This window comes from Anatilimnocola floriformis (assembly GCF_024256385.1).
Lineage (GTDB): Bacteria > Planctomycetota > Planctomycetia > Pirellulales > Pirellulaceae > Anatilimnocola > Anatilimnocola floriformis.
The window spans coordinates 3,165,301-3,187,228 of the sequence record NZ_JAMLFW010000001.1; the positions used below are offsets into that span (position 1 = coordinate 3,165,301).

Consider the following 21,928-nt stretch of genomic DNA (forward strand, 5'->3'; position numbering starts at 1 on the left):
CTGGAGCTTTAAGATGGTTCGTTATGGAATTGTGATCGCTGCCTTCTTCACTATCAACCTGACAGCGTTTGCTCAGGACGCGAAAGGGCCTCTCGCCGAACTGCCCAGCAGACCAGGGGCGCACGTCGAGAATATCAAGGCGATGAGCGACAACGAATGGCTGAAACTCGGTGCGCCCGCCGCAGACCCGAAATGGGGAAAGGCACGAGGTAGTTCGTGGGGCGCTAAAGCCCTGATCCTCGCACCGGACAAGCGGGGAGCTTTCCTGTTCGGAGAGGGAGTCCACGGTTACGTGAAGCCCGATGGACACATCATGGACGATCTGTGGTTCTACGACATCAACGCTCACGCCTGGACTTGCCTCTACCCCGGTATGGACACGAAAACCTTCACGCAGCGAGTCAAAGACAAGCAGCTATTGATTGATGATGATGGGCAGTTGATCGACAACGATAAACAGCCCATTCCACTGCATACGCTGGTTCATGCCTGGGGCTATCTCACCTACGATTCCGACCGGAAGAAATTCGCCTTCCTTAGCTGGGGCACGGGCGACCAGATTCCCAGGTACTTCTTGGGCGGCGAGAAACAAATGGATGAGGGGCTGAAACTGCTTGAAGAAGAACTGAAGGAAAAAAAGAAACTGGTTCGCTCCCCGTGGTTCTACGATGTGGCATCGGGCAGATTTGAGCGATCCCTGGCAAACAATGCGATGGCCATCAACGCTGGAGGATTCCCTCAGTTCCACTATCTCCCCTCCAAGAAGCAATTCTTCGTCGTGGGGTCCGACACCGTGGCGATTTACGATCCGGCGAAGAACCAGTGGAGCGATGCCAAGCCAAAAGGCCCAAACCCCAAAGGGTACGATGCCTGTGGCTGCTACGATTCCAAGCGGAGCCGTTTCTATCGAAATGACGGTGATGATTCCAAGGGCGAAGGACTCATGGCGTATGACATCGAAAGCAATTCTTGGAGTCACCTAAAACCTACGGGAACAGCGCCGCCGCCGGCTAACACGAACGCTGCCTTCTACGAGTATGATGCTCGCCTCGACATCGTGGTGGCTATCCATTTCAAGGAAAAGTCGCCCGGCATTTTCGTTTACGACCCCAACACGAATTCATGGGCAGACCCCATTCCCTTTCCGGCAGATGGTCCCAAGTTTCAATACGCCGCCAATACCTTCTTTGACCGGGAGTTGAATGCCTACTTTTGCCACGTCGCCGGTGACAGCAGCGATAACGGCGTGATGTGGGTGTATCGGTACAAGAAATGATGTCGTCTTTCCGAACATGCGGCGGCAGGAGGAATAAACATGCAGAAATTGCTGATTGTGCTACTCATCGGTCTGCTTGCGTCTTCGGCCTTGGCTCAAGACACGCCATTGCTACCAGACCCGCTCAGTCCCGGCGATCACTCCCTCTCGTTGACGATGGGCGAGCAGAAGCGGTCATACCTCGTTCATGTTCCAAAGGATTACGATCCTAAGAAGCCTTCTCCGGTCGTAATTACTTTACATGGACTAGCGATGGATGGCTCGATGATGGTTTGGTTTTCCGGCCTCAACAAGAAGTCGGACGAAGCCGGCTTCATCGTGGTCTATCCAAGCGGTACAGGTTTGGGGCCGTTCTGCTCGTGGAATGCAGGTGGTTTCAGAAGAAAAATGGCCGAGGGCGGGGCTGACGACGTGGCCTTCATCGGCAAGCTGTTGGATGAACTCAGTACACTCGTCAAAGTAGACGAGAAGCGGGTCTACGCTTGTGGCATGAGCAATGGCGGAATGATGTGCTACCGGCTCGCCGCCGAGTTGTCCGACCGAATCGCCGCCATTGCTCCGGTGGCGGGAACCATCGCCATCGACGACAGCAAACCAAAGCGACCAGTGCCGGTGATGCACTTCCACGGCTCCAAAGACAACATCGTTCCGTTCGAGATGAAGAAGAGCAAATCTCCGTCCTTCATAAAATTGAAAGGAGTCGAGGACTCGATCCAGACCTGGGTAAAGCTCAACGGCTGCGACGAGACGCCGATATTCGAGACGATCTCCAAAGACGACGATGAGATGAAAGTGACCCGGAAGACCTACGGCGGCGGCAGGGATAAGGCTGAAGTCGTACTGGTTGTCATTGAAGAAGGAGGTCACACCTGGCCGGGCCGGCAACCGCCGGTGGGCTTCATTGGCAAGTCAGCGATGAACGTCTCGGCCAACGACTTGATGTGGGAATTCTTTCAAAAGCATCCGATGAAGTGACGCTTCAATGAACCGCCCGCCGCATGGCCGCCGCCGACTCTCGGCCAAACTGCTTCTGTGTTCGGCGCACCACCGGATAGCCAAGGCGGGTCAGGACGTGCTTCATGCGGGAGAAGGCGAGAATGTCGTAAAGAACTTCGTTCGATTCCTGATCCCATTCAACCAGGAATCGTTCCTCACCTGTCCCGGCATGTGCTGGCAAGGTTCCATAGGCAAACCCGAATCTGCTGATCGGCCCAGTCTCATCCATGACGTAAACGATGCGGCAAGCATTGAGCCACCAAAGACCAACCGCTCGTGCCAAAACGGCGACGACTTGCCCTGTTTGGATTGGAGTTTCTGTCGGCCTCGCCTCTAGCCAGCCGAGGTTGAACTGTTCCCAACGCCGCAGCGCAGCGGACGCAGACTGGAACACCTTCTCCCCCTCACCGAGCTTGATCCGAGTGCGATCCACGACATAACCAGCGGGCGGCGTCGTTGCAGTTGCTCCCACCGCGCGATACGTCAGGTCCAATTTGGCCTGTTGGTCAAGAAAGCGTTGAATCGCCTCGGTCGATGGCTTTTGCAGTGATAGCACGGTGGCTTTCCAGTTCCTCGCAAACAACGATCCTGGGCGACGAACCCACAGCGGGTAGAATGCCGCTAGTGCATGATAGGCGCAAAGCAACTCGCCGCTGGGCCGAGAGTCAGACAAAACACGATGCCGCTGCCGAATTCCGACGAATGTTCCCAACTCGATTTTCCCGTAATTCTGTTGACGGGAGCATCGGGTTACGTCGGCGGTCGGCTGATTCCTCTGATCGAACAACAGCAAGTGATCCTTCGGTGTTTGGCCCGCAACCCCGACAAACTGCGACCCCTCGTGAAGGAGGCGACACAGATCGTCCAGGGGGATGTGCTTGACCCACCCTCGCTGGATGTAGCGTTGCAGGGCGTCGAGACGGCCTATTACCTCGTGCATTTGATGTCTGGCTCGAAGAACTTCGAGAGAGAGGATCGGCAGGCGGCGGAGAACTTCGCCGAGGCTGCCAAGAAGGCTGGGGTGAAACGCATCATTTATCTCGGTGGCCTGGGAGACGATTCCGATCCAAAACTGTCGCCGCACCTGCGCAGCCGACATGAAGTGGGCGAAATTCTGCGGCAGTCGGGAGTGGAGACCATCGAGTTCCGAGCCGGGATGGTTATCGGAGCAGGCAGTCTTTCGTTTCAGCTAATGAAGTCGTTGACGGACCGACTGCCGGTGATGATCTGCCCTCGCTGGCTCTCGACACCGACACAGCCCATCGCCATCAACGATGTGCTGGCGTATCTCCTGGCGGCGAAAGACTTGCCTGTTGGCGTGAGCCGAACCTTCGAGATTGGCAGCCCGGATGTCGTGACCTACGGCGACTTGATTCGAGAATACGCTCGGCAGCGAGGGCTGCGGCGGTTGCTGATTTTCGTCCCTGTCTTGACGCCCTACCTTTCTGGATTGTGGCTGGCGCTCGTGACGCCCGCCACCTACGAGGTCGGTCGTCACTTGATCGAGGGCTTGAAGAATCCGACCGTCGTTCAAGACCACACGGCCAGCAAGGTGTTTGCAGTGCGACCGATGGGCGTGAAAGAGGCGATTCAGCAGGCTCTCGCAAAGCACGACTCCACGGTAAAGTTGACCCCATGAACATGACCCATCAACCAACGCTCCGCAAACCAGACGAGGGCCGCACCATCGCCGTCGTGGGTGACGTCTACCGTTTCCTCGCAACCGGCGAGGAGACGGACGGCAAGTACGCAATGTTCGAGGCCATCGTGCCTCCAGGCGGCAGCCCTCCTCCGCACGTTCACAGCCGGGAGGAAGAATCGTTTCTCACCCCGGCAATGTCTCGCGACGCGGGTTGAAAGCAAGCAACCTCCACTATTCAGTAAATGCCATTGATTTGCTTCCAGTCGCTGCCCAGTGCGCGGCCAGAATGCGGTCATCATTCGCGGATCCGAGTCGGCGTGTCGGACCGATGCAGCTGAGAATGCCAACGGCATTTGACAAAAAGTTGCCTGCCCGCTATTCGGTGTGTTCCAGTTAAGTGGCAGCAGCCAAACTCCGACGATGGCGATTAACTGGAATCCTCAGGATTTGGTCTGCGAGGACTGAGACCGAGTGCTGTTTTGCCGAGGATTTTGCCTTTCGCGAAATTCCGAAGGGGTCATGCTCATTGCCCGCTTAAAATACCGGGCGAAGTAGTTCTGGTCGTCGAAGCCGCACTGATACGCAATGTCGCCGATCGAGTCCGAGTTGGCCGATAACCTCAGGCACGCTTCGTGGAGTCGCAGGCGGAGAATGAACTGCAGCGGCGTCATCCGAAAGAGCTTCTCAAACTCACGTCGAAACGTGGCCTCGGTAAGCTGGCACGCGTCGGCGAGCGTCTGAACGCAGATTTGCTGCGAGAAGTTTTTCTGAATGTGGTCGAGGGCTGCAGATAGCAGTTCAAAATTTCCCATGCGATGGTCAGCGGATTCCAAGCGGCGGCTGATTCCCACGAGCCCAACGATCTTGCCGTGGCGATCACGGGCAGGCACCTTGGTGGTGCAGAACCAACTCAGCGCGCCGGCGGAAGTGATGTTCAGCTCGCACTGTTCCAGAATCGAGTCGCCATGCTGAATCACGCGTTGATCATCCTCCGCAAAGGAATTTGCAAGCGCGTTCGGGAAGAAATCGTGGTTCGCCTTTCCGTAGAGATCATCGGCGTTTCCATAGCGAAAGATCCCGCGACGGTGAACTTCGTTGCAATGGATCAGACGTCCGGCTTTGTCCTTGATGAAAAAACAGACGTCGGGAAGCAGTTCAAAGAGCTGGCGCGTCGACGCATCCAGGCGAATCTGATCTAAGGCCGGCGTAGCGATGGGCATGACGTGCCTGCAGAAATGCAAGGTTTGTGCTAACCACTGGTCGTTTTCGTGCGAGCAGGTTTAATAATGCAGCGATAAACTGCAGAAAATCGTAGCAGATCCTCGAAGCCCTTGCTGAAAACTGCCGAAGGCCAGCGTGAAAACAATGCTAGTAAGTGAATCCTCGCATCAACGATTCGTCGTGCTGTTGGTCCTCTGCATGGCCGGCGCGATCACAAGTTCATCTGCGGCGGAATTGCGACTGGAGAATCAGTTTCTGGCCAGAACCGTCATCGTCGAGAACGGACGGCTGAGATCCACGCGCCTGGCTAACAAGTTGGACCGCAAGGAATTGAAACCCACGGGCGCGGAGGAATTTCGACTGCGGCTCTCGGCAGACGTGAACGACACGCAGCCAGACGTCATGCTGACCGCGGCAGATTTTGAGGTTACCACCAGCGACGCAACGGCGGACGCAATTCGCATTGAGTTGCGCAACAAAACTCACGGCGTGAGCGTTGCGGTGTGTTACACGCTGCAACCCGGGAAGCGTTACGGCCACAAGCACCTGGAGATCGTCTCGGATGAGGCAAGAACACTGGAATTGGTCGACATCGAATCACTGGACATTGCAGACGCATTTTCGCCTTACAAAGCGAAAGAGTTGATGCGGGCCTATGGCCGCTTTCTGCCCGCACTGGGGCAGCCTCTCTATACGAACGAGACGGCGACGTTCTGGGGTGTCGAATTCCCTGCGGCATGGAATCGTCTGGAAGGTGAGACCCTGCGCTGCGGCGTTCAATACGGAGAGAGGTTGCAGCCGGGGCGGAAATTTACGACGCATCGCGCGGTCTTTGGTGTTGGCGATGATCCCGAGTTTGTCCAAGACGCCTTTCTGGAATACATCGACGAGATTCGCGCTTCGCCGGCAAAGTTAAGCGTGCAATACAACTCTTGGTTTGACTTTGGTGGTGGAATCACGCAGAAGAAACTGCAGCAGTCGCTGGACGCGCTGCATCAAGAGCTTGTGGAAAAACGCGGCTGCCGCCCGTTGGACGTGTATGTAATCGACGATGGCTGGCAAAACTCGCGGCCGCCGCGGTCCCCATTGGCGGATTGGAGCAAAGGTCTCTATCCGGTCAACGAAGTGAACTTTGACGCCGATCTGCGGTCGGCACGCGCGGCGATTGAAGCTAAAGGTTCGCACCTGGGACTGTGGGCCAGTCCGGCCTGCCTCTTTGGTGCGACCGCGAATCTTGAGGTCTTGGAGCAGAACGGATTCGAAGTTCTCGTCGGCGAGAAACATCCTAAGAGCGGGCGTGCCAAGAAAGCGATGTCGATGGCGGGGCCGAAGTATTTATCGTTACTCGAAAAGCGACTGCTGGAGATGGTGGACATGGGTTCGGTCTACTTCAAGCTGGATGGCATCTTTGGAGATATGCAAAGCCGGCTATTTGAAACCGTTCCTGATCGCGGCACTCCGGTTATGACGTCGCTGCTTCCTCCGGATGGCATGTCGGCGAACGATCCGCGGATCGACGATCCCAAGTTCGACGAAATGAAGCGCTATTACATCACCGTTGCGACGCAGCGTTTGGCCGCCATCTTTGACAAAATGCACGCGAAGAACCCGCACGTTCGCATTCTGTGCCACAACGGCGCGACGATCAGCCCTTGGTGGCTGATGCACCTCGACGTCTTGAGCCTGGTGAACTGCAATGACGGGGCCCCTGGCGACCGCACGCTGCAGATGTGCTACCGGGATGGCTTGTATTACCAATTGACGCGGCGCGATGGCAACCAGGTGCCGCTGAATAGCTTCTTCAATCACGAGCCTGCGAAGGACGGAAATCGTTTCGATGACGCAAGTCCCGAGGCGTTCAAGAACTACTTCTTTCTGGCCCTTTCCCGCGGCACGCTGACCGTCGAACTGTATTTCGTCGTGAATTCGCTCGATGCCAAGGATTTCGACGTTGTGGCCGACGGCCTCAAGTGGCTGCATCAAGCCGCGCCGGCCTTCAAGCGTGCGCGGATGCACGGCGGCAGTCCGGTCGGAGCGACTTCGGTCGACGAAGGGCAACTCAGCCTGAAGCGATTTCAACCGGCCGTCGACGCCAGCGTGTACGGCTACACCGGTTGGACCCAAACCCAGGGATATGTCTCGATCCACAATCCCAGTCAGACGGGAAAGCCCTACTCGTTCACGCTTGATCGCCGCTTTGGCCTGCTGCCGAACAGCGGCCCGTTTCAACTATCGGTCACCCATGGCGAGAGTGGGAAAGAATTGAAAAAGGAATGGAAGTTTGGCGAGACGGTAACGCTGAACGTGCAACCGCAGCAAGTCATCGTTCTGGATTTTCAGAGGAGTGAACCGCGTGAGAAATAATATGCGCATCAAGCTCGCCGTTCTGCACTTGGTGGTTGTTGCCCTGGCTGTTGCTCAAGCGACGACGACAGCTGCTGCGGAAGGGTCGTCGAAGAAACGTCCTAATATTCTGCTGATCCTCGCCGACAATTGGCGCTGGCCTAACGCTGGGATTCTTGGTGATCCGCTAGCGAAGACGCCAACGTTCGATCGCATTGCTCGCGAGGGAGTCCTGTTCACGCACACGTTCAATCCTGTCCCCTCGTGTTCGCCCACCCGAGCTTGCCTGCTGACAGGCAAATACGCGCATCAGCTGGGCGAACGAGCGAGTCTCTGGAGCGCGTTCCCCCAAGACACCCCCGTGGTCACGGACCTACTGCGACAGGCAGGCTACCAGACAGGTTTTGCTGGTAAAGGCTGGGGCCCTGGAAACTTTGAAGTCTCAGGTTGGAAGGAAAACCCCGTAGGAGCTAAGTTCGAGAACTTCGCCAACTTCGCGCAACAGCTCGACAAGTCCAAGCCCTTCTTCTTCTGGCTGGGCAACACAGATACGGCGACCCGTGGCGGGCGACATCCTTATCTTGAAACCGCACTGGCCAAGCTGGATGCCAACAAACTAGCCGTCCCCAAGGAATTGCCTGATTGCCCCGAAGTTCGCCGCGATTTGCTCAACTATTACGGCGGAATCATAAAACTTGACGAACAGGCAGCCGAGGCCGTTCATCTGCTGGAAAAAGCCGGTGAGTTGGACAACACCGTCGTGGTTTTTGCCAGTGACAATGGCTGGCAATTGCCGCGAGGATTGGCCAATTGCTACGACGCCGGTTCGCGAGTCCCGCTGGCGATTCGTTGGGGGCGCAATCTTCGCCCCGGCCACCGCGTCGATGACTTCATCAACGTCGCCGATCTAGGGCCGACATTCTTGCAAATCGCCGGCATCACGCCACCCAAGGAGATGAGCATGCGAGGCTTCCGCGAACTGCTCTTGGGAGAGAAAGACCCTTACTCGCGCGAATATGTCTTTCTCGAACGAGAACGCCACGCTGATGTTCGCCGCGAACATCAAAGCTACCCCATCAGGGCCGTGAGAACTCGCAACTTTCTTTACATCCGTAATTTACGCCCCGATCGTTGGCCCGCTGGTGATCCCGATGTGTACTTTTTGCACGACCGGCCGTATGGTGATGTCGACACGACTGCAGTAAAAGATGTCCTTCTCGCACATCAAAACGACCCGGCATTCCAGAAGTACGTCTCGCTGATTTTTGCGAAGCGTGCAGCGGAAGAACTCTATGACCTGCACAAGGATCCAGACCAACTTTCGAATGTCGCCGGAGATCCCAGCAATGCCGAGCGATTAGCAGTGCTCCGCTCCTTGGTCCAGGAGTGGATGAAGTCCACTGACGATCCTCGCATTGATCCTGATTTCGAGGGGTTCGATGCGTTCCGCTACTACGGCACTCCGCCAAAATCTCGCCCCTGATCACCCACCTGTCGCCCTTCCAATTCTCCTTGCTTCGAAAGTCCTCCTATGCAACGTCAATATACACGCTGTCTGAGCATTGCTTTGTCATTCACTTTGCTGTGCGCAGCGGGAGTAGCGATCGCTCAGAACTTGTCCGGCCAATCCGCAATGGCCGGTACGCTCGTGTTTGCAGGAACTGCGGGCCCGGGGCAAGGCAAGCACATTGTCTTTCTCGCCGGGGACCACGAGTATCGGTCCGAAGAATCGTTGCCGGCGCTCGCGCGGATTCTCGCCAAACATCACGGCTTCAAGTGCACGGTGCTGTTCAATATCGACAAGGACAGTGGCGAGATCGTGGCCGGCAACTCGAACATGCCGGGGATGGAGGCGCTCGACACTGCCGACCTCGCAGTCGTCTTTCTGCGGTTTCAGCACTTTCCGCCGGAGCAGATGAAGCACTTCGACGCCTACCTGAACCGGGGCGGACCCGTTGTCGGGTTGCGGACAGCGACACATGCCTTCCAAATCAAAGGCCAGGACCCGTTCGCGAAGTATTCGTCCAGTTACAAGGGGGCTGAATACGATCGGGGCTTCGGTCACCAGGTGCTCGGTCAAACCTGGATCGGACATTACGGGACGAATCATCGGCAAAGCACCCGAATCACGCTCGTTGCCGACAAGCAGACCCATCCGATATTGCGCGGAGTCAAGGATGTCTGGGTGCAGGCCGGCGGATATGTCGGCAAGCCGGTGGATGGCGAGATCCTGACCATGGCTCAGCCACTCAACGGAATGACTCCCGAATCGCCCGCCGACGAAACCAAGCCGCCAATGCCCTCCGAGTGGACGCGGAGTTACAAGTCCCCGTCGGGCAAGGTCGGTCGCGTCTTCACGTCGCTGTACGGCACCTCCGAAGACGTGCTCAATGCCGGTTATCGCCGGCTGCTCGTAAATGGCTGCTTCTGGGCCCTGGGGCTGGAAGACGCCATCAAGCCGGATGCCAAGATCGACTTCGTGGGTCCGTTTAAGCCAAACACGTTTGGCGGCGGCGCGTATGCCCGCGGCATCAAACCGGAAGCATACGCCGGTTTCGAGAGTCCGATTCCCGCCAACAATAACACGAAGAATCCACCTGCTCCACCAGCGGCCAAGGATGTCCCCGTTATCACCGCGCCGGCTGCGGCGCTCGTCACCGGCAAGCCGGCTCGATTCGTTCGCATTGAGTTGCCCGGCGACAAACGCATCCTGACGCTGGCCGAAGTGGAAGTGTTCAGCGCCGGCCGCAATATCGCTGCCGGCGGCAAGGCGACGCAGTCAAGCACGCATGGCGGCGCCGCCGCGTCGCGGGCTATCGACGGCAACAAGCATCCTGACTGGGGCAAAAACGGTCAGACGCACACTGCCAACTCAGGTGAGAAGAATCCTTGGTGGGAACTTGATCTGGGTGAAGCGAAAGACATCGACAAGGTCGGCGTGTGGAATCGCAGTGGGTTCGAGAACCGGCTCGAAGGCTTCACGCTCACCCTGCTCGATGTGGATCGCAAAGAAGTCTTTTCCGTGAAGGGTGTCGCGGCGCCGCAGGGACTCGAAGTTGACGTCAAGAAGGACGGCAAACTGCAGTATCTCGCGTACGATGGCAAGCCCGGCCAACCAGTCGGCGGAAAAGTTCAGCTGGCCGGTGGTGACCAAGGCGCGAAGCCGCATGAACCCGCGCTGGCCGAGGTGCCGGCCGACTATCGCGACCCAGCCCCCTTCAAGTTTCAGAAGGAGGACGTCGTTGCCATTTTGGGTAACGGTCTCGCCGATCGGATGCAGCACGACGGCTGGCTGGAAACGGTCCTGCAGAGTGAGTTGCCAGGCCAGCAAGTGCGGTTTCGCAATCTGAGCGCGAGTGGCGACCGGCCGAATTCGTATCCACGGAGCGGCGGCGCGACTTCGATGACCGAATATCTGCGGCACGTGAAAGCCGACGTCGTGCTGGCCTTTTTCGGTTACAACGAGTCGTTCGACGGCAAGCCGGAGGAGTACAAAGCTCAGCTGCTCGAATTCGTGAAGCGGACGCGCGGCGCGAAACCGAATGGCCAGAGCCTGCCGCGGATCGTGCTGTTCAGCCCCATCGCGCACGAAGACACCCGCAATCCGAATGTGCCGGACGGCAAAGCGCACAACGTGCAGCTGGAAGCCTACACAAAAGCAACGGAAGCAGCTGCGAGAGAAGCAGGGGTTGGCTACGTCGATCTGTTTAATCCCACCCGAAAACTGTTCGAGAGTGCGAACATGCCCCTCACGATCAACGGGGTGCATCTGTCGGACCAAGGCAACCGCCGCCTGGCGGAAATCATCTCGCAAGGCTTGCTAGGCAAGACGGTGAACGCCTCAGCGTCGCTGCAACCGCTGCGGCAGGCTGTGTTGGACAAGGATTTGATTTGGAACAATCGCTACCGAGCACGGGATGGCAACGATATCTGGGGCGGGCGCTCCAAGTTGGCCTTCACCAATGAGCAGACGAATGCCGCGGTGCTGCAGCATGAACTGTCGATGCTCGACGTGATGGCTGCCAATCGTGACGCTCGGGTGTGGGCCGTGGCCAGCGGCAAGGATGCGCCGGTCGACGACAGCAAGGTTCCGCAGCCCGTCGAAGTCATTTCGAACGTCGGCGGCAAGAGCAAGAGTTCGAGCGCCGTGAAGGAAGGGACGCTGAGCTATGTCGGCGGCGAAGAAGCCATCCAGTACATGGCCGTCGCCAAGGGTTTTGAGGTGCGCCTGTTCGCTGATGAGGCGATGTTCCCGCAGCTGGCGAATCCCGTGCAAATGCAGTTCGACACCAAGGGGCGGCTGTGGGTCGCGGTCTGGCCGACCTATCCGAACTGGGAGCCGCTCAAGCCGATGACCGATGCGCTGCTCATCGTGCACGATGACAATAGCGACGGTCGGGCTGATCGCGTGACGGAGTTTGCCAAGGTTCAGAATCCGTTGGGTTTCGAGTTCTGGAATGGCGGCGTCATTGTCACGAGCGCTCCGGAGATTTTGTTTCTCAAGGATACGAATGGCGACGATGTCGCCGACGTGCGCATCGTGATGTTGCAGGGCGTCGATTCATCCGACACGCACCACGGCGCCAACAACCTGGTCTATGGCCCGGATGGCGGTATCTATTGGCAGAGCGGCGTCTTCATGGTGCACAACCATGAGCATCCCTGGGGGCCCTCGTTGCAGTCGTCCGCCAGCGCCATGTATCGCTTCGATCCGCGGCGTTTCACCATTGCCTTACATGCAAACAACTCGCCGAATCCGCACGGCATTGCGTTCGATAACTGGGGATACCATTACGCTACCGACGGCACCGGTGGCCGGGCTTTTCAGGTCCGCCCGGACAAGAACGGCTTCAAAATGCAGGATCTCTTGAAGAAAGAAGTCCGCCCCGTAACGGCCAGCGAAGTCGTCAGCAGTGCGCATTTCCCTGAGTCGATGCAGGGGGATTTCCTGATCTGCAACGTGATTGGCTTCCTAGGGATTAAGCACTATCACCTGGAGCGCAATCCCGAGACCGGCAATGTCTGGGGCGAGCCGGCCGGTGATGAACTGGTCGCCGTCCGGTCGAATCCCGACGGTACGAAGTCGGAGGAAAAGTCGCGCGGTTTGCTGATGAGTGCTGACAAGAACTTTCGCCCCTCGGATGCGATCTTCGCGCCCGATGGATCGCTGTACATCAGCGACTGGCACAATATGATCATCGGCCACATGCAACACAACATCCGCGATCCCAATCGCGATCACACGCACGGCCGAATCTACCGGATGACCGCCAAGGGGCGTCCCTTTCAGCAACCGGTCGCCATTCATGGCCAGCCGATCCCGGCGTTGCTCGATAATCTGAAATCGCCCGTCGACGGAATCCGTCATCGCACGCGAGTCGAATTGAGTGGCCGCGACACCAAGGAGGTCATGGCGGAGACCAAGAAATGGATCAAGCAGTTTGACCCGACGAAGGCAGAGGACGCGCATCATCTGCTGGAAGCGCTTTGGCTGCACCAGCAGCACAATGTCAAGAATCAGGGATTGCTCAACCAGGTGCTGCTGCAATCGCCCGTGCCTCACGCGCGGATCGCGGCGGCCACCGTGAAGCACTTCTGGGAGAATGTAGACAAGACCATCCACGGCGGCGTGATTAACGAAACTCTGGCGACAACGGGGAAAAAGTCGGGCATCCTCAGCGACACCCCCGAGCTCACGACCATCCGCATCGGCACCATCCCCGAGAAGATGATGTATGACGTGAAAGAGCTGACCGTGAAGCCGGGCAAGAAAGTCCGGCTCACGTTTGCCAATGCCGATTTCATGCCGCACAACATCCTGCTCGTGAACCCGGGCAAGGCCGATGAAGTCGGGCTGCAGGCGATCGCACTGGGTGCCGGCGGCTTTGAGGTGGGTTTCGTGCCGAAGAGCAAGGACATTCTGTGGTCGATCAAGTTGGTGGACTACGGGCAGGAGGAGTCAATCGACTTCACGGCTCCGACTGCCGAAGGGGCGTACCCGTATATCTGCTCTTTCCCGGGGCACCACCAGTTGATGCGCGGGACCCTGTTTGTGACGAATAATCTCCAGGAGTTCCTGGCGAAGAACCCTCAGCAGGTGAAGAAAATCACGGAATGGAAGCTCGACGACCTGACAGCGGACCTGAAACGCGTGGGAGAGCAACGGAACCACGCCCAGGGCAAGATGCTGTTCAACACTCTGGCGTGCGTCCAGTGCCACAAATTGGGCGCGAAGGACTTTTCACTTACTGCAGGTCACTCCGGCGGTGATCATCTCGGTCACCACGGGATGGCGCCGACGCGGGCAATCGGTCCGAATCTCGAAGACGTCGTCAAAAAGTACAAGGGGGATGCGAAAGCCGTGCTGCACGAGATTCTGGAGCCCTCGCACAATATCGAGGAGAAGTATCGCACGATTTCGCTGGCCCTCGATGACGGGACAATAGTGACCGGCAACGTCGTTTCTGAGGACAAGAAAACGATTGTGCTGTATTCCCCGACGCCTGTCCCGAAGGAACATACGATTGCGAAAGAGTCGATTGATTCGCGCTTGCCGTCAGCCCTGTCGATCATGCCTGCTGGCCAGTTGAATACGCTGGACAAGGAACAAATCCTGGACTTGCTCGCATTTCTGCTGGCGACAGGAGATTCCGAGCACGCCGCGTTCAAAAAGTAGCTCAGTTTCCGCTCGACGAAGTTAATCGCCATGTTCAATTCCTTGACTCCCTCGCGCGCACTGATTTCGCTGTGCGACTTGTGTTTTCCAAGCCTGGCTACAGCGCAGCAAACCGAGCCCCTGACATTTTTGAAACAGCATGAACCTAGCCCATTGAAGTTCATCCGAATTTCGAGCCCGGTCCGGTTAGCGTCACGGCTCGCACTCCCAATGATCTTATGTAGTCTCGTGTTATTGCTCGTCGTTTCCGTTGCCGGTGCCGGCGAGCTTGATCTGGGCGCGATGGTGAAACCCGCGCCGGTGACGGCCAAGCTCTTCGATCCGGATTACAACATCTGGTGCGGTGCGCCGATCAAAGGGGTTGACGGCAAGTATCACGTGTTCTACTCGCGCTGGCCGCGAAAGCTGGGGCACCAGGCGTGGGTGACGAATTCCGAGATCGCTCACGCCGTGGGCGATTCGCCGCTGGGTCCGTGGAAACATCATGACGTGGCGCTGCCGGCCCGCGGGGCGAAATTCTGGGATGGTTCTTGCACGCACAACCCGAACATCGCGCAAATCGGCGGCAAGTATTGCCTATTCTACGTGGGCAATTATGGTGACGGTGAGATCGGCAAGGGATTGAACTGGACGCACCGCAATCACCAGCGCATCGGCGTGGCGATCGCCGACTCCCTCAACGGCCCATGGCAGCGGCTTGATCAGCCGATCGTGACCATTAGCGATGACAAGACCGCGTTCGATTCACTCTGCGTGACAAACCCGGCCGGCTGCGAGCGCGCCGATGGCGGGGTGCTGCTGGTCTACAAGGCCGTCGAGTACGTCGAGGGGAAGATTGGCGGCGGCAAGGTTCGCTACGGCGCCGCGATGGCCGACAAACCCGAAGGCCCATACACGAAGAAACCCGGGCGCATCTTCGAATCGGACGATGCCGACGCCGGCAAGCACTGGATGCTGGCAGAGGATCCGTACATCTGGTTCAGCAAACAGTATGGCAACCGGTACTACGCCGTGGCGCGGGACGTGGTGGGCAAGTTCACCGGCGCCTCCGGCGGCATCGTGCTGTTCCAGTCGGAGGATGGGTTGAACTGGAAGCCGGCGAGCCACCCGAAGGTCCTGGGCAACCGCTACCAATGGGCCGATGGCACGACGAGTTTCAGCACGATCGAGCGGCCGGCGCTGCTGTTCGACGGCGAGACGCCCATCGTCCTCTTCGGCGCCGCCAGCGACAACAAGAACCGCGACGGCACGTTCAACGTGCAGATCCTGCTGAAGTGAGCGGGAATTTGCACGAATCGAATGTTGTGGAAAGAAAAAAAGCCGCTGGCAGGCCCCAGCAAAAGCTAGGAGAAGCCATGGGCCAGACAGATGGTGGTTAACGCCGCATTCCGTCTGCTATTGGGATGTGTGTCATGCCCATTCTTGGCCTTGAAGGTTGCCAATCGCAAACTCATTCGCGCGATGTAGTCCGCCGCGGGTTGAATTGTGACCTTGGATCTGCGCGAGATCGAGTCGTGGAGCACATCAGCAATCTGCTCCACATTCAAGGCCGCATTAGCGGCCACGAGCACCCGTACAACTGGCTCACCGGCACGAACATCAAGCAAACGCCCGGCACGATCACCAATACGATCTCGATGGATCAGGTGACGGCCGCGCACGTCGGGCCAACGTACGTTTCCTCGCTCGCACTTTCGTTTGAAGATGGCGCCGGCACCCGCACGCTTTCGCGAAACGCCATGGGCGCGGACATTCCCGCGATCGGCAACTATCGGACAGTCTTCGAGCGATTGTTTCCGCCCGCGGATGCCGGCCAACTGAAGCAAGCGCAAGCTCGCCTCGACCTGGATAAGAGCATTCTCGATACCGCCCTCGAAGAGACGGGTGATCTCCGCCGACAACTCGGATCGGCTGACCGGCAGCGGCTGGATCAATACCTGGAATCCATTCGTGCAGTTGAATTGCGAATGAAAGACAACAAAGAAATCCTGGAACGCGGCCGGCCGAAGTTCGACGAAGCGGCGGTCCGCTTGCAGCCGCAGGGCAAGAACCGGATGCAGGAGCACATCGAACTGATGATGGACCTGATCGCGCTCGCGTTTCAAACCGATATGACGCGCGTCGTGACCCACAGTTTGGGCGGCGAAGGAGGCCCGAACTACGACGACTATCGCGACTGGGCTCAGGCCGCCGGCGCCCCCGTCCGCGGCGCCCACGATGTGCATCACAAGGGCTCCGGCAACCGCGGTGAGGACAATGCCGATGTGAAAGTGCTCGGCCTGCGTGATGAGATGTTCTGCGCTTGCCTAGCCCGATTGATGAACAAGCTGAAAGAAATCGAAGCCAACGACGGCACGCTACTTGATCACACCATGCTGCTCTTAGGCGGTTCGCAGATTAGCAGCCATTCGGGCGGCAACTTCCCCATGCTGCTTGCGGGTGGACGAAAGCTGGGCTTCAAGCATGGCCAACACGTCAAGTTTAAGGGGGGCACGAAACCGGCTTCGGATTTGTATCTAACGATCCTGCAGCAGATGCGCTGCCCAGTGAAGTCGTTTAAGGAAAGCACCGGCCCCATTTCGGAACTGTTGGCTTAAGAAAGAGACTCGGATGCTCAAGATTGATTGCGGTCCAAACTTGCGTATGTGCGATGGCCTTACCCGGCGATCGTTCATTCAGGCCGGCGCGCTCGGCGTGGGCGGGCTGTCGCTGGCGGATTTGTTCGCCGCTCCTCAGAGCAACAACTACGTCAAAGACAAAGCTGTCGTGCTGCTGTTTTTGGGCGGCGGGCCGAGTCAGCATGAGACTTGGGATCCCAAGCCGGATGGACCGGGAACATCCACCAGCATCGCGGGGCATATTCCCACGATTTTGCCGGGCGTGCGGTTCGCTTCTTATTTTCCGCAGATGGCTGAACTGGCGGACAGGCTGACCATCGTTCGCTCGTTCCACACACACCACGCGGAACACAACGGCGCTCACAAGCAGATTATGACCGCCGACATCACCATTCCCGATGGCAAGCCGATCAAGCATCCGGGAATGGGAGCCGTGTATGCCCGTGTCGCCGGCGCGGCCCATTCGCAAACGGGCATGCCCCGGCACGTGCTCATTCCGCCGACGCTCGATCATACGGGCGATCGCGCCGGCTTCGCGGGTTCGTTTGAATCGGTCGTCGAAGGCTGTCAGCCCGCTTACCTGGGCGCTTCATTCTCGCCTTTTGAGTTCCAGGTGCCGATGGCCGAAGGAATAGCGAAAGACGGCAAGAAGAAACGGAAGAACGACGAGGCGTCCGAAAATCCGCTCATCGGCGATCTGCAACCGCAGATCGCGGCGAGTCGTCTGAACTCGCGATTGGAGCTGCTCAAGCAGTTCGATCAGCTCAACCGGCGATTAGACAGCAGCGAAGCGATGCAGGCCGTCAATGCTAACACCGCTCGCGCCCTCGAAGTGCTGCGGGGCGGAGAAGTGCGCGACGCGTTGGATTTAGCCAAAGAGAATCCTCGCATCCTCGCCGCGTACGATACCGAACGCTTCCGCAATTATCGCTGCAACGATCAGTCGAAGTTCGAACGGAGCGGACCGTCGATCGGCATCTCGCTCGGCCGACAACTCCTGATGGCACGCCGGCTCTGCGAAGCGGGCTGTGGCTTTGTAACGGTGATTCATTCCAACTGGGATTTTCACGCCCGCAAAGGCATTCCAAACATACCGGAAGGTATGAGCATCCTCGCGCCGCCCCTCGATCATGCGGTAGGGGCGTTTTTGCGAGATGTTCACGATCGCGGTCTGGACGACAAGATCCTGCTCGTGATTACAGGCGAATTCGGCCGCACTCCGTCCCTGGACGAAAATCTCGGCCGCCATCACTGGCCGCGGTTATGCCCTTTGGTGTTCGCCGGCGGCGGGCTGAAGCATGGTCAGGTGGTCGGCGAATCGGACCGACGCGGTGGCGAACCCGCTGACAATCCCTATTCGATCGACGATTTGCATTCGACAATCATGCACGCGATGTTCGACGTTGGCAAACTTCGACTCGACACCGGACTGCCGAAGATTGTGATGGAACGCGCCAGCCGCGGTCGACAAATTGCTGAAATGTTCTGAAGAAGTTAATCTCGGGTCACTCGGTTATCGCAAATCCAGAGTGGCCTCCCACCGCGGTTGCAGTATTTCTCACCGGCGCGTTTGTCGGTGTGCCGTCCAGTGCGGCCGACTCAGCGTGGCCCGCGTCATTTTATCTCCGCGGCTGTAGAAACAACAATCGTATGCGGACGGGAGGATCGTGTCGCGTCAGTTCCGATGGCTTTGAAAATGATCGAGTGAATGCCCGGCGTTAGCGGACCGACTTCCACCTCCCACGGCTCTTCGGTAATCGTGGCCAGGTGGACGTCGCCATTCCAGACTTCGATCTTGGTCGGCTTGTCCCCGGCGATCTTGCCGACAAACTTTAGCCGCCGATCGGCTGGTTGGATCGCGAACTTCTGCCCGTCTCCCAGCCCGGCGGGCTCGGTAATCTGCACTTCGCGGCTGGCGGAGACGAACGCCTGCCAGACCGCGGCCGCGCGGCCCGAGGGGAGCCACACCGCCGAAGAACGGTCGCCCGTAAACCGGTCGTAAGGCGCAGCCGCTGGGGCCGTCGATACTGGCTTGTTCTTGACCCATTCGATGGGCCCGCTCAACCAGCCACTGACAAGGGGGAATGGTTTGAGCACGGCCCCTTCCCCCGGGTGCGCGTCGACCGGCAGACGGGTGCGGATCACGTCATCGAAGAACACGAACGACAAGTTGTTGGCCTGACCGAACTCGTGCCCGCGGCCCCACTGGACCGCGATCGCCCACCGTGCCTCTTCACTCCGCTCGCCTGGCAGTTTCTGCAACAGCTTCTCCAGCTGCGTGCCATCCTTGTCGCCAAACACAGTGAGCACGGGAATCTGCCGCGTCGCCGGCGATGTGGGCCCGACCTCCAGGCAAACAGGCGAGCTGGCAATCGTTCTGGCAGGCATCAATTCTGCCAGCTGCATGCTCATACCGCCACCGCGAGACATTCCCAGAAAACACAGCGGCATCGACGCGAGTTCACTGTGGCCTGTTTCAGTTGCAGCGTGCTTCAGTCCCTTTTCCAGCAGAAGGTACTCATCCTTCTTCACGGCGTCGAAATCGGCCTGCACGTAGGCGAAACCCCAGTGGCGGCAGGCCGCCTGCCAGTGCGGGCTGACCTCTTCCATCTTCGCGAACGGGTTACAGATGGCGCCGCGCACCGTTTTGACTCCAGCAGGAACCCAGACGGTAAACTCAGCCTTATCCTGCGGACCGCCCAGCACCGACACCCGCGATCGCGGCGTCTTAAGCGGCAGCTCTATCTTAATCTGCCGATCGTCGGCCTGAGCCGCCGGCAAGAGCGTGCCAATCAACAGCACCCATGAGCAAATCCGTTTCAGCATCGTGCGGTCCTCAGCCCCGGGACTTTCAGCGCTGCTCGTCTGCAGCGGACGCCCCATGATTGACTTGGCGAGATGCAATTGCAACTTATGCGAATCACCAGCGCATCAAAAATATGGAGCAATCGGCTCGCCGCACAGTGAACGCTTTTCATCAATTGAAATTCCAAACATAGGACCGTACGGAGGAATACGGACGAATCAGCTCGAATACTACTTTTCCTCGCAAATCTCGCTTCGCTTCGCAACGCCTTGCAAAACAGCAGATTCTCTCTAAGATCAAACTCAGCAAGGACGTGAGATCATTCGGCGGCTGGACTAGTCCCGTCTACGGAACCGAAGGTTGGAGGTTCGAGCCCTCCTGGGTGTACTTTTAAGTCCTGATATGCAAAGGACTTGCGATGCGTTTCTGAAAAGCAGTTCGGCGGGCGAATCCGGCGTTCAGATATTTTCAGAAACGCCGCCCTCTCCAGCAGCCTTCAAAGGCTTTTTTTCACCGTTTGTCGGCTGCAAAATCTGGCCCAGTTCTGCCGCCAGTTTGCCCACTAAGGACCAATCCTCTGCAACACTGGCTGCGGATAGCCGGCGCTTCAAGTCGTCCTCCGTGCTTTCGGGACGATAACCGTAACGAATGGCCACATTTTGCGGCAGACTTAGAACAATTCGGTGATACGCTCGGTTGCTCGCCTGACGTAACTGTTCTTCTTCCACCGATGTGTAATGAGCTGTCATGACCGCCTCGGTCAATTTTGCATCCTTCGCAACCAAGCGGCTTACGTCTTCACCTCGCAGTGCATGCTGGAGTGAGGTCTTTCGGAGCGCATGTGTGGTTGCTTCTTGGCGATTCGTCTCTTTCGCCCATTGAGTGATTCGTTCGTGGAACCAACTTGCGAACGCTGAGGGCGAGAACTCGCCATTAACTTGGGCAGCAATTCGTTTCTGGTCCGCTTGCAGGTAATACGAGCGCAACTGATCACTATACGAGGCGAAGACAAACGGGCTGGCAGTCCTTATCGCCTGAAGTTCTTCAATTAACCCAAGAGGCAACCTCGCCCACTTGACCATTCCCCATTTTCCCACAATCCGAAAATGCCATTCCTGTCCAATTGGCCGAGAATCATCCCAAGACAAATTGGTGAACTCGGAAAGCCGGGTCCAACTCCAAAGGCATGTTTTCACGGCTGCGGCGGCGACTGCTATCCCAGCCCATTCACCTTCGAGAAAATCAATAATCGAAAGCAGTTCTTCGTTGCTCAGGTGCCGTTTTGGCTTCTCCGCTGCGACAATCGGATTGTACTTCCGCCACGGATTGGATTGCAGTAGCTTTTCAGTCGGCACGACGCCTCTGACGCATTTCCTTCCGCCGTTGATGTTGGCTCTCTCAAACGCTGCAGCGAGTGCAGTTGACCACTTGGCCACGGTGTTCGAGCTGAGGTTGGCTACCCCATCCTTCTTCGCCTTCGGATAGGATAATCGCCAGCTTTTAGGCAACTTTAGTGCGGCCTTTTCAAACCGTGAGCAATCATCCGGGGTAGCGAGACTGACTGCCGGAAGTTTGGAGATACGCTTAAAGGCGTCGATTGCCTCTAGGCAACTCTTTAGTGACTTGGCAGATCGTAGTGCGCTACTCTTTGACTGTTTTAGGCTGAAATGATGACGCTGAATCTCTTGGAATTCTTCATCCGAAAGAATACCTTCCGCTGGCATTGGCCGCTCACCTCCATTTCGCAGCATTGTTTCAGCCACGGCCACCGCCGCCGTAAGTTCACGTTCGCCGGTACTTTTGCTGTTACCGAGTCCGGCCCAATAGACGTACCACGCCTTCATCCGCCCGCTGGGCGGATGAAGGGTTACTGAGATTGGCGACCCATCAATGACGACGGTGATTCGTTTCGGTTCGATCTTCGGCTTTCGTGGCATCGGTATTCCTCCTTTGGTTCGACAGCTAGACGCCCGTCGGACAAAAAAATCAGCGCTGTTCGATCCACCGGTCGATGCGATCACGAAAGAACTTCCACGGTTTGCCTGTCCCGGTGCCGGGAACAAGGCAGTGATGAGGAATTGCGCCTTCCCGAACCATGACAGCCACGTAGTCGGTCGTGCAGCCCAGACGCTCCGCAACGTAGGGAGTTCCGACCTTATCCGGCGGCGGCGGATCAAAATGATCGGCGATGCGAGCGAGATTCGCAGCGATGTCAGCAAAAACTGAACTTAGTTCGTCGGACTTCTTCATGGCTATCTGACCGCAAGGACTGGTGAAACAGTTGTCTCGCCCAATTCATAGCGATCAGTTCCGCACGATAGAAGTTGAAACAGGCATAGTTGTGCAATAG

The 21,928-nt window shown here is 57.7% G+C and carries 15 protein-coding genes; 10 read left to right on the plus strand and 5 right to left on the minus strand.

Annotated features, from left to right (window positions below):
• The first annotated feature begins 13 nt into the window (after window positions 1-13).
• Window positions 14-1,276 carry a hypothetical protein gene (locus M9Q49_RS12195; protein WP_254509022.1) on the plus strand — a complete coding sequence of 421 codons (1,263 nt, stop codon included), beginning with the start codon at window positions 14-16 and terminating at the stop codon, window positions 1,274-1,276.
• A gap of 39 nt (window positions 1,277-1,315) precedes the next feature.
• Window positions 1,316-2,251: an extracellular catalytic domain type 1 short-chain-length polyhydroxyalkanoate depolymerase gene (locus M9Q49_RS12200; RefSeq protein WP_254509023.1), complete on the plus strand. Its 936-nt coding sequence runs from the start codon at window positions 1,316-1,318 to the stop codon at window positions 2,249-2,251.
• Between the two features lie 4 nt (window positions 2,252-2,255).
• On the opposite strand, the gene M9Q49_RS12205 is transcribed toward M9Q49_RS12200, so the two are convergent.
• Window positions 2,256-2,828, minus strand: coding sequence for a DUF1990 family protein (locus tag M9Q49_RS12205; protein ID WP_254509024.1), 573 nt, complete (start codon window positions 2,826-2,828; stop codon window positions 2,256-2,258).
• A 123-nt stretch (window positions 2,829-2,951) separates the two neighbouring features.
• On the opposite strand from M9Q49_RS12205, the gene M9Q49_RS12210 reads away from it, so the two are divergent.
• Both M9Q49_RS12210 and M9Q49_RS12215 read left to right on the plus strand, forming a co-directional pair.
• Entirely contained in the window at window positions 2,952-3,911 is a 960-nt protein-coding gene (locus M9Q49_RS12210; RefSeq protein WP_254509025.1) for an NAD(P)H-binding protein, read from the plus strand.
• Window positions 3,908-4,129 (plus strand): hypothetical protein, encoded by a 222-nt coding sequence (locus M9Q49_RS12215; protein WP_254509026.1) that lies wholly within the window; start codon window positions 3,908-3,910, stop codon window positions 4,127-4,129. Before M9Q49_RS12210 ends, M9Q49_RS12215 begins: the two co-directional genes overlap by 4 nt.
• A gap of 225 nt (window positions 4,130-4,354) precedes the next feature.
• Here M9Q49_RS12215 and M9Q49_RS35995 read toward each other — a convergent pair whose 3' ends face one another.
• Window positions 4,355-5,134 carry a helix-turn-helix domain-containing protein gene (locus M9Q49_RS35995; RefSeq protein ID WP_390843883.1) on the minus strand — a complete coding sequence of 260 codons (780 nt, stop codon included), beginning with the start codon at window positions 5,132-5,134 and terminating at the stop codon, window positions 4,355-4,357.
• Between the two features lie 136 nt (window positions 5,135-5,270).
• Between M9Q49_RS35995 and M9Q49_RS12225 the strand changes: the two genes are divergently transcribed.
• The 6 genes from M9Q49_RS12225 (at window position 5,271) to M9Q49_RS12260 (ending at window position 18,261) form a co-directional block, all read left to right on the plus strand.
• A complete protein-coding gene (locus tag M9Q49_RS12225; protein ID WP_254509028.1) occupies window positions 5,271-7,499 on the plus strand; it encodes a hypothetical protein in 2,229 nt (742 codons plus the stop codon).
• A gap of 1 nt (window position 7,500) precedes the next feature.
• Window positions 7,501-8,961 (plus strand): sulfatase family protein, encoded by a 1,461-nt coding sequence (locus M9Q49_RS12230; protein WP_254509029.1) that lies wholly within the window; start codon window positions 7,501-7,503, stop codon window positions 8,959-8,961.
• Between the two features lie 48 nt (window positions 8,962-9,009).
• On the plus strand, window positions 9,010-14,154 hold the full coding sequence (locus M9Q49_RS35740) for a PVC-type heme-binding CxxCH protein (protein WP_315861171.1): 5,145 nt from the start codon (window positions 9,010-9,012) through the stop codon (window positions 14,152-14,154).
• A 228-nt stretch (window positions 14,155-14,382) separates the two neighbouring features.
• Window positions 14,383-15,432 (plus strand): glycoside hydrolase family protein, encoded by a 1,050-nt coding sequence (locus M9Q49_RS12250; RefSeq protein ID WP_254509030.1) that lies wholly within the window; start codon window positions 14,383-14,385, stop codon window positions 15,430-15,432.
• 236 nt (window positions 15,433-15,668) lie between these two features.
• On the plus strand, window positions 15,669-16,751 hold the full coding sequence (locus M9Q49_RS12255) for a DUF1552 domain-containing protein (protein ID WP_254509031.1): 1,083 nt from the start codon (window positions 15,669-15,671) through the stop codon (window positions 16,749-16,751).
• 13 nt (window positions 16,752-16,764) lie between these two features.
• Window positions 16,765-18,261, plus strand: coding sequence for a DUF1501 domain-containing protein (locus M9Q49_RS12260; protein WP_254509032.1), 1,497 nt, complete (start codon window positions 16,765-16,767; stop codon window positions 18,259-18,261).
• A 125-nt stretch (window positions 18,262-18,386) separates the two neighbouring features.
• Here the strand turns inward: M9Q49_RS12260 and M9Q49_RS12265 are convergent, their stop codons facing one another.
• From M9Q49_RS12265 to M9Q49_RS12275, 3 genes are all read right to left on the minus strand, one after another.
• Window positions 18,387-19,598, minus strand: coding sequence for a hypothetical protein (locus M9Q49_RS12265; protein ID WP_254509033.1), 1,212 nt, complete (start codon window positions 19,596-19,598; stop codon window positions 18,387-18,389).
• Between the two features lie 438 nt (window positions 19,599-20,036).
• The gene (locus M9Q49_RS12270; protein ID WP_254509034.1) at window positions 20,037-21,515 is read right to left on the minus strand and encodes a hypothetical protein; all 1,479 of its coding nucleotides are present in this window, start codon (window positions 21,513-21,515) and stop codon (window positions 20,037-20,039) included.
• A gap of 49 nt (window positions 21,516-21,564) precedes the next feature.
• Complete coding sequence (locus tag M9Q49_RS12275; protein ID WP_254509035.1) at window positions 21,565-21,828, minus strand: helix-turn-helix domain-containing protein; 264 nt, start codon at window positions 21,826-21,828, stop codon at window positions 21,565-21,567.
• Window positions 21,829-21,928: the final 100 nt, after the last annotated feature.

Coding starts and splice junctions, on each gene's coding strand:
- M9Q49_RS12195 (WP_254509022.1), top strand. CDS start 14: ATGGTTCGTTATGGAATTGTGATCGCTGCCTTCTTCACTATCAACCTG.
- M9Q49_RS12200 (WP_254509023.1), top strand. CDS start 1,316: ATGCAGAAATTGCTGATTGTGCTACTCATCGGTCTGCTTGCGTCTTCG.
- M9Q49_RS12210 (WP_254509025.1), top strand. CDS start 2,952: ATGCCGCTGCCGAATTCCGACGAATGTTCCCAACTCGATTTTCCCGTA.
- M9Q49_RS12215 (WP_254509026.1), top strand. CDS start 3,908: ATGAACATGACCCATCAACCAACGCTCCGCAAACCAGACGAGGGCCGC.
- M9Q49_RS35995 (WP_390843883.1), bottom strand. CDS start 5,134: ATGCCCATCGCTACGCCGGCCTTAGATCAGATTCGCCTGGATGCGTCG.
- M9Q49_RS12230 (WP_254509029.1), top strand. CDS start 7,501: ATGCGCATCAAGCTCGCCGTTCTGCACTTGGTGGTTGTTGCCCTGGCT.
- M9Q49_RS35740 (WP_315861171.1), top strand. CDS start 9,010: ATGCAACGTCAATATACACGCTGTCTGAGCATTGCTTTGTCATTCACT.
- M9Q49_RS12260 (WP_254509032.1), top strand. CDS start 16,765: ATGCTCAAGATTGATTGCGGTCCAAACTTGCGTATGTGCGATGGCCTT.
- M9Q49_RS12265 (WP_254509033.1), bottom strand. CDS start 19,598: ATGCTGAAACGGATTTGCTCATGGGTGCTGTTGATTGGCACGCTCTTG.
- M9Q49_RS12270 (WP_254509034.1), bottom strand. CDS start 21,515: ATGCCACGAAAGCCGAAGATCGAACCGAAACGAATCACCGTCGTCATT.
- M9Q49_RS12275 (WP_254509035.1), bottom strand. CDS start 21,828: ATGAAGAAGTCCGACGAACTAAGTTCAGTTTTTGCTGACATCGCTGCG.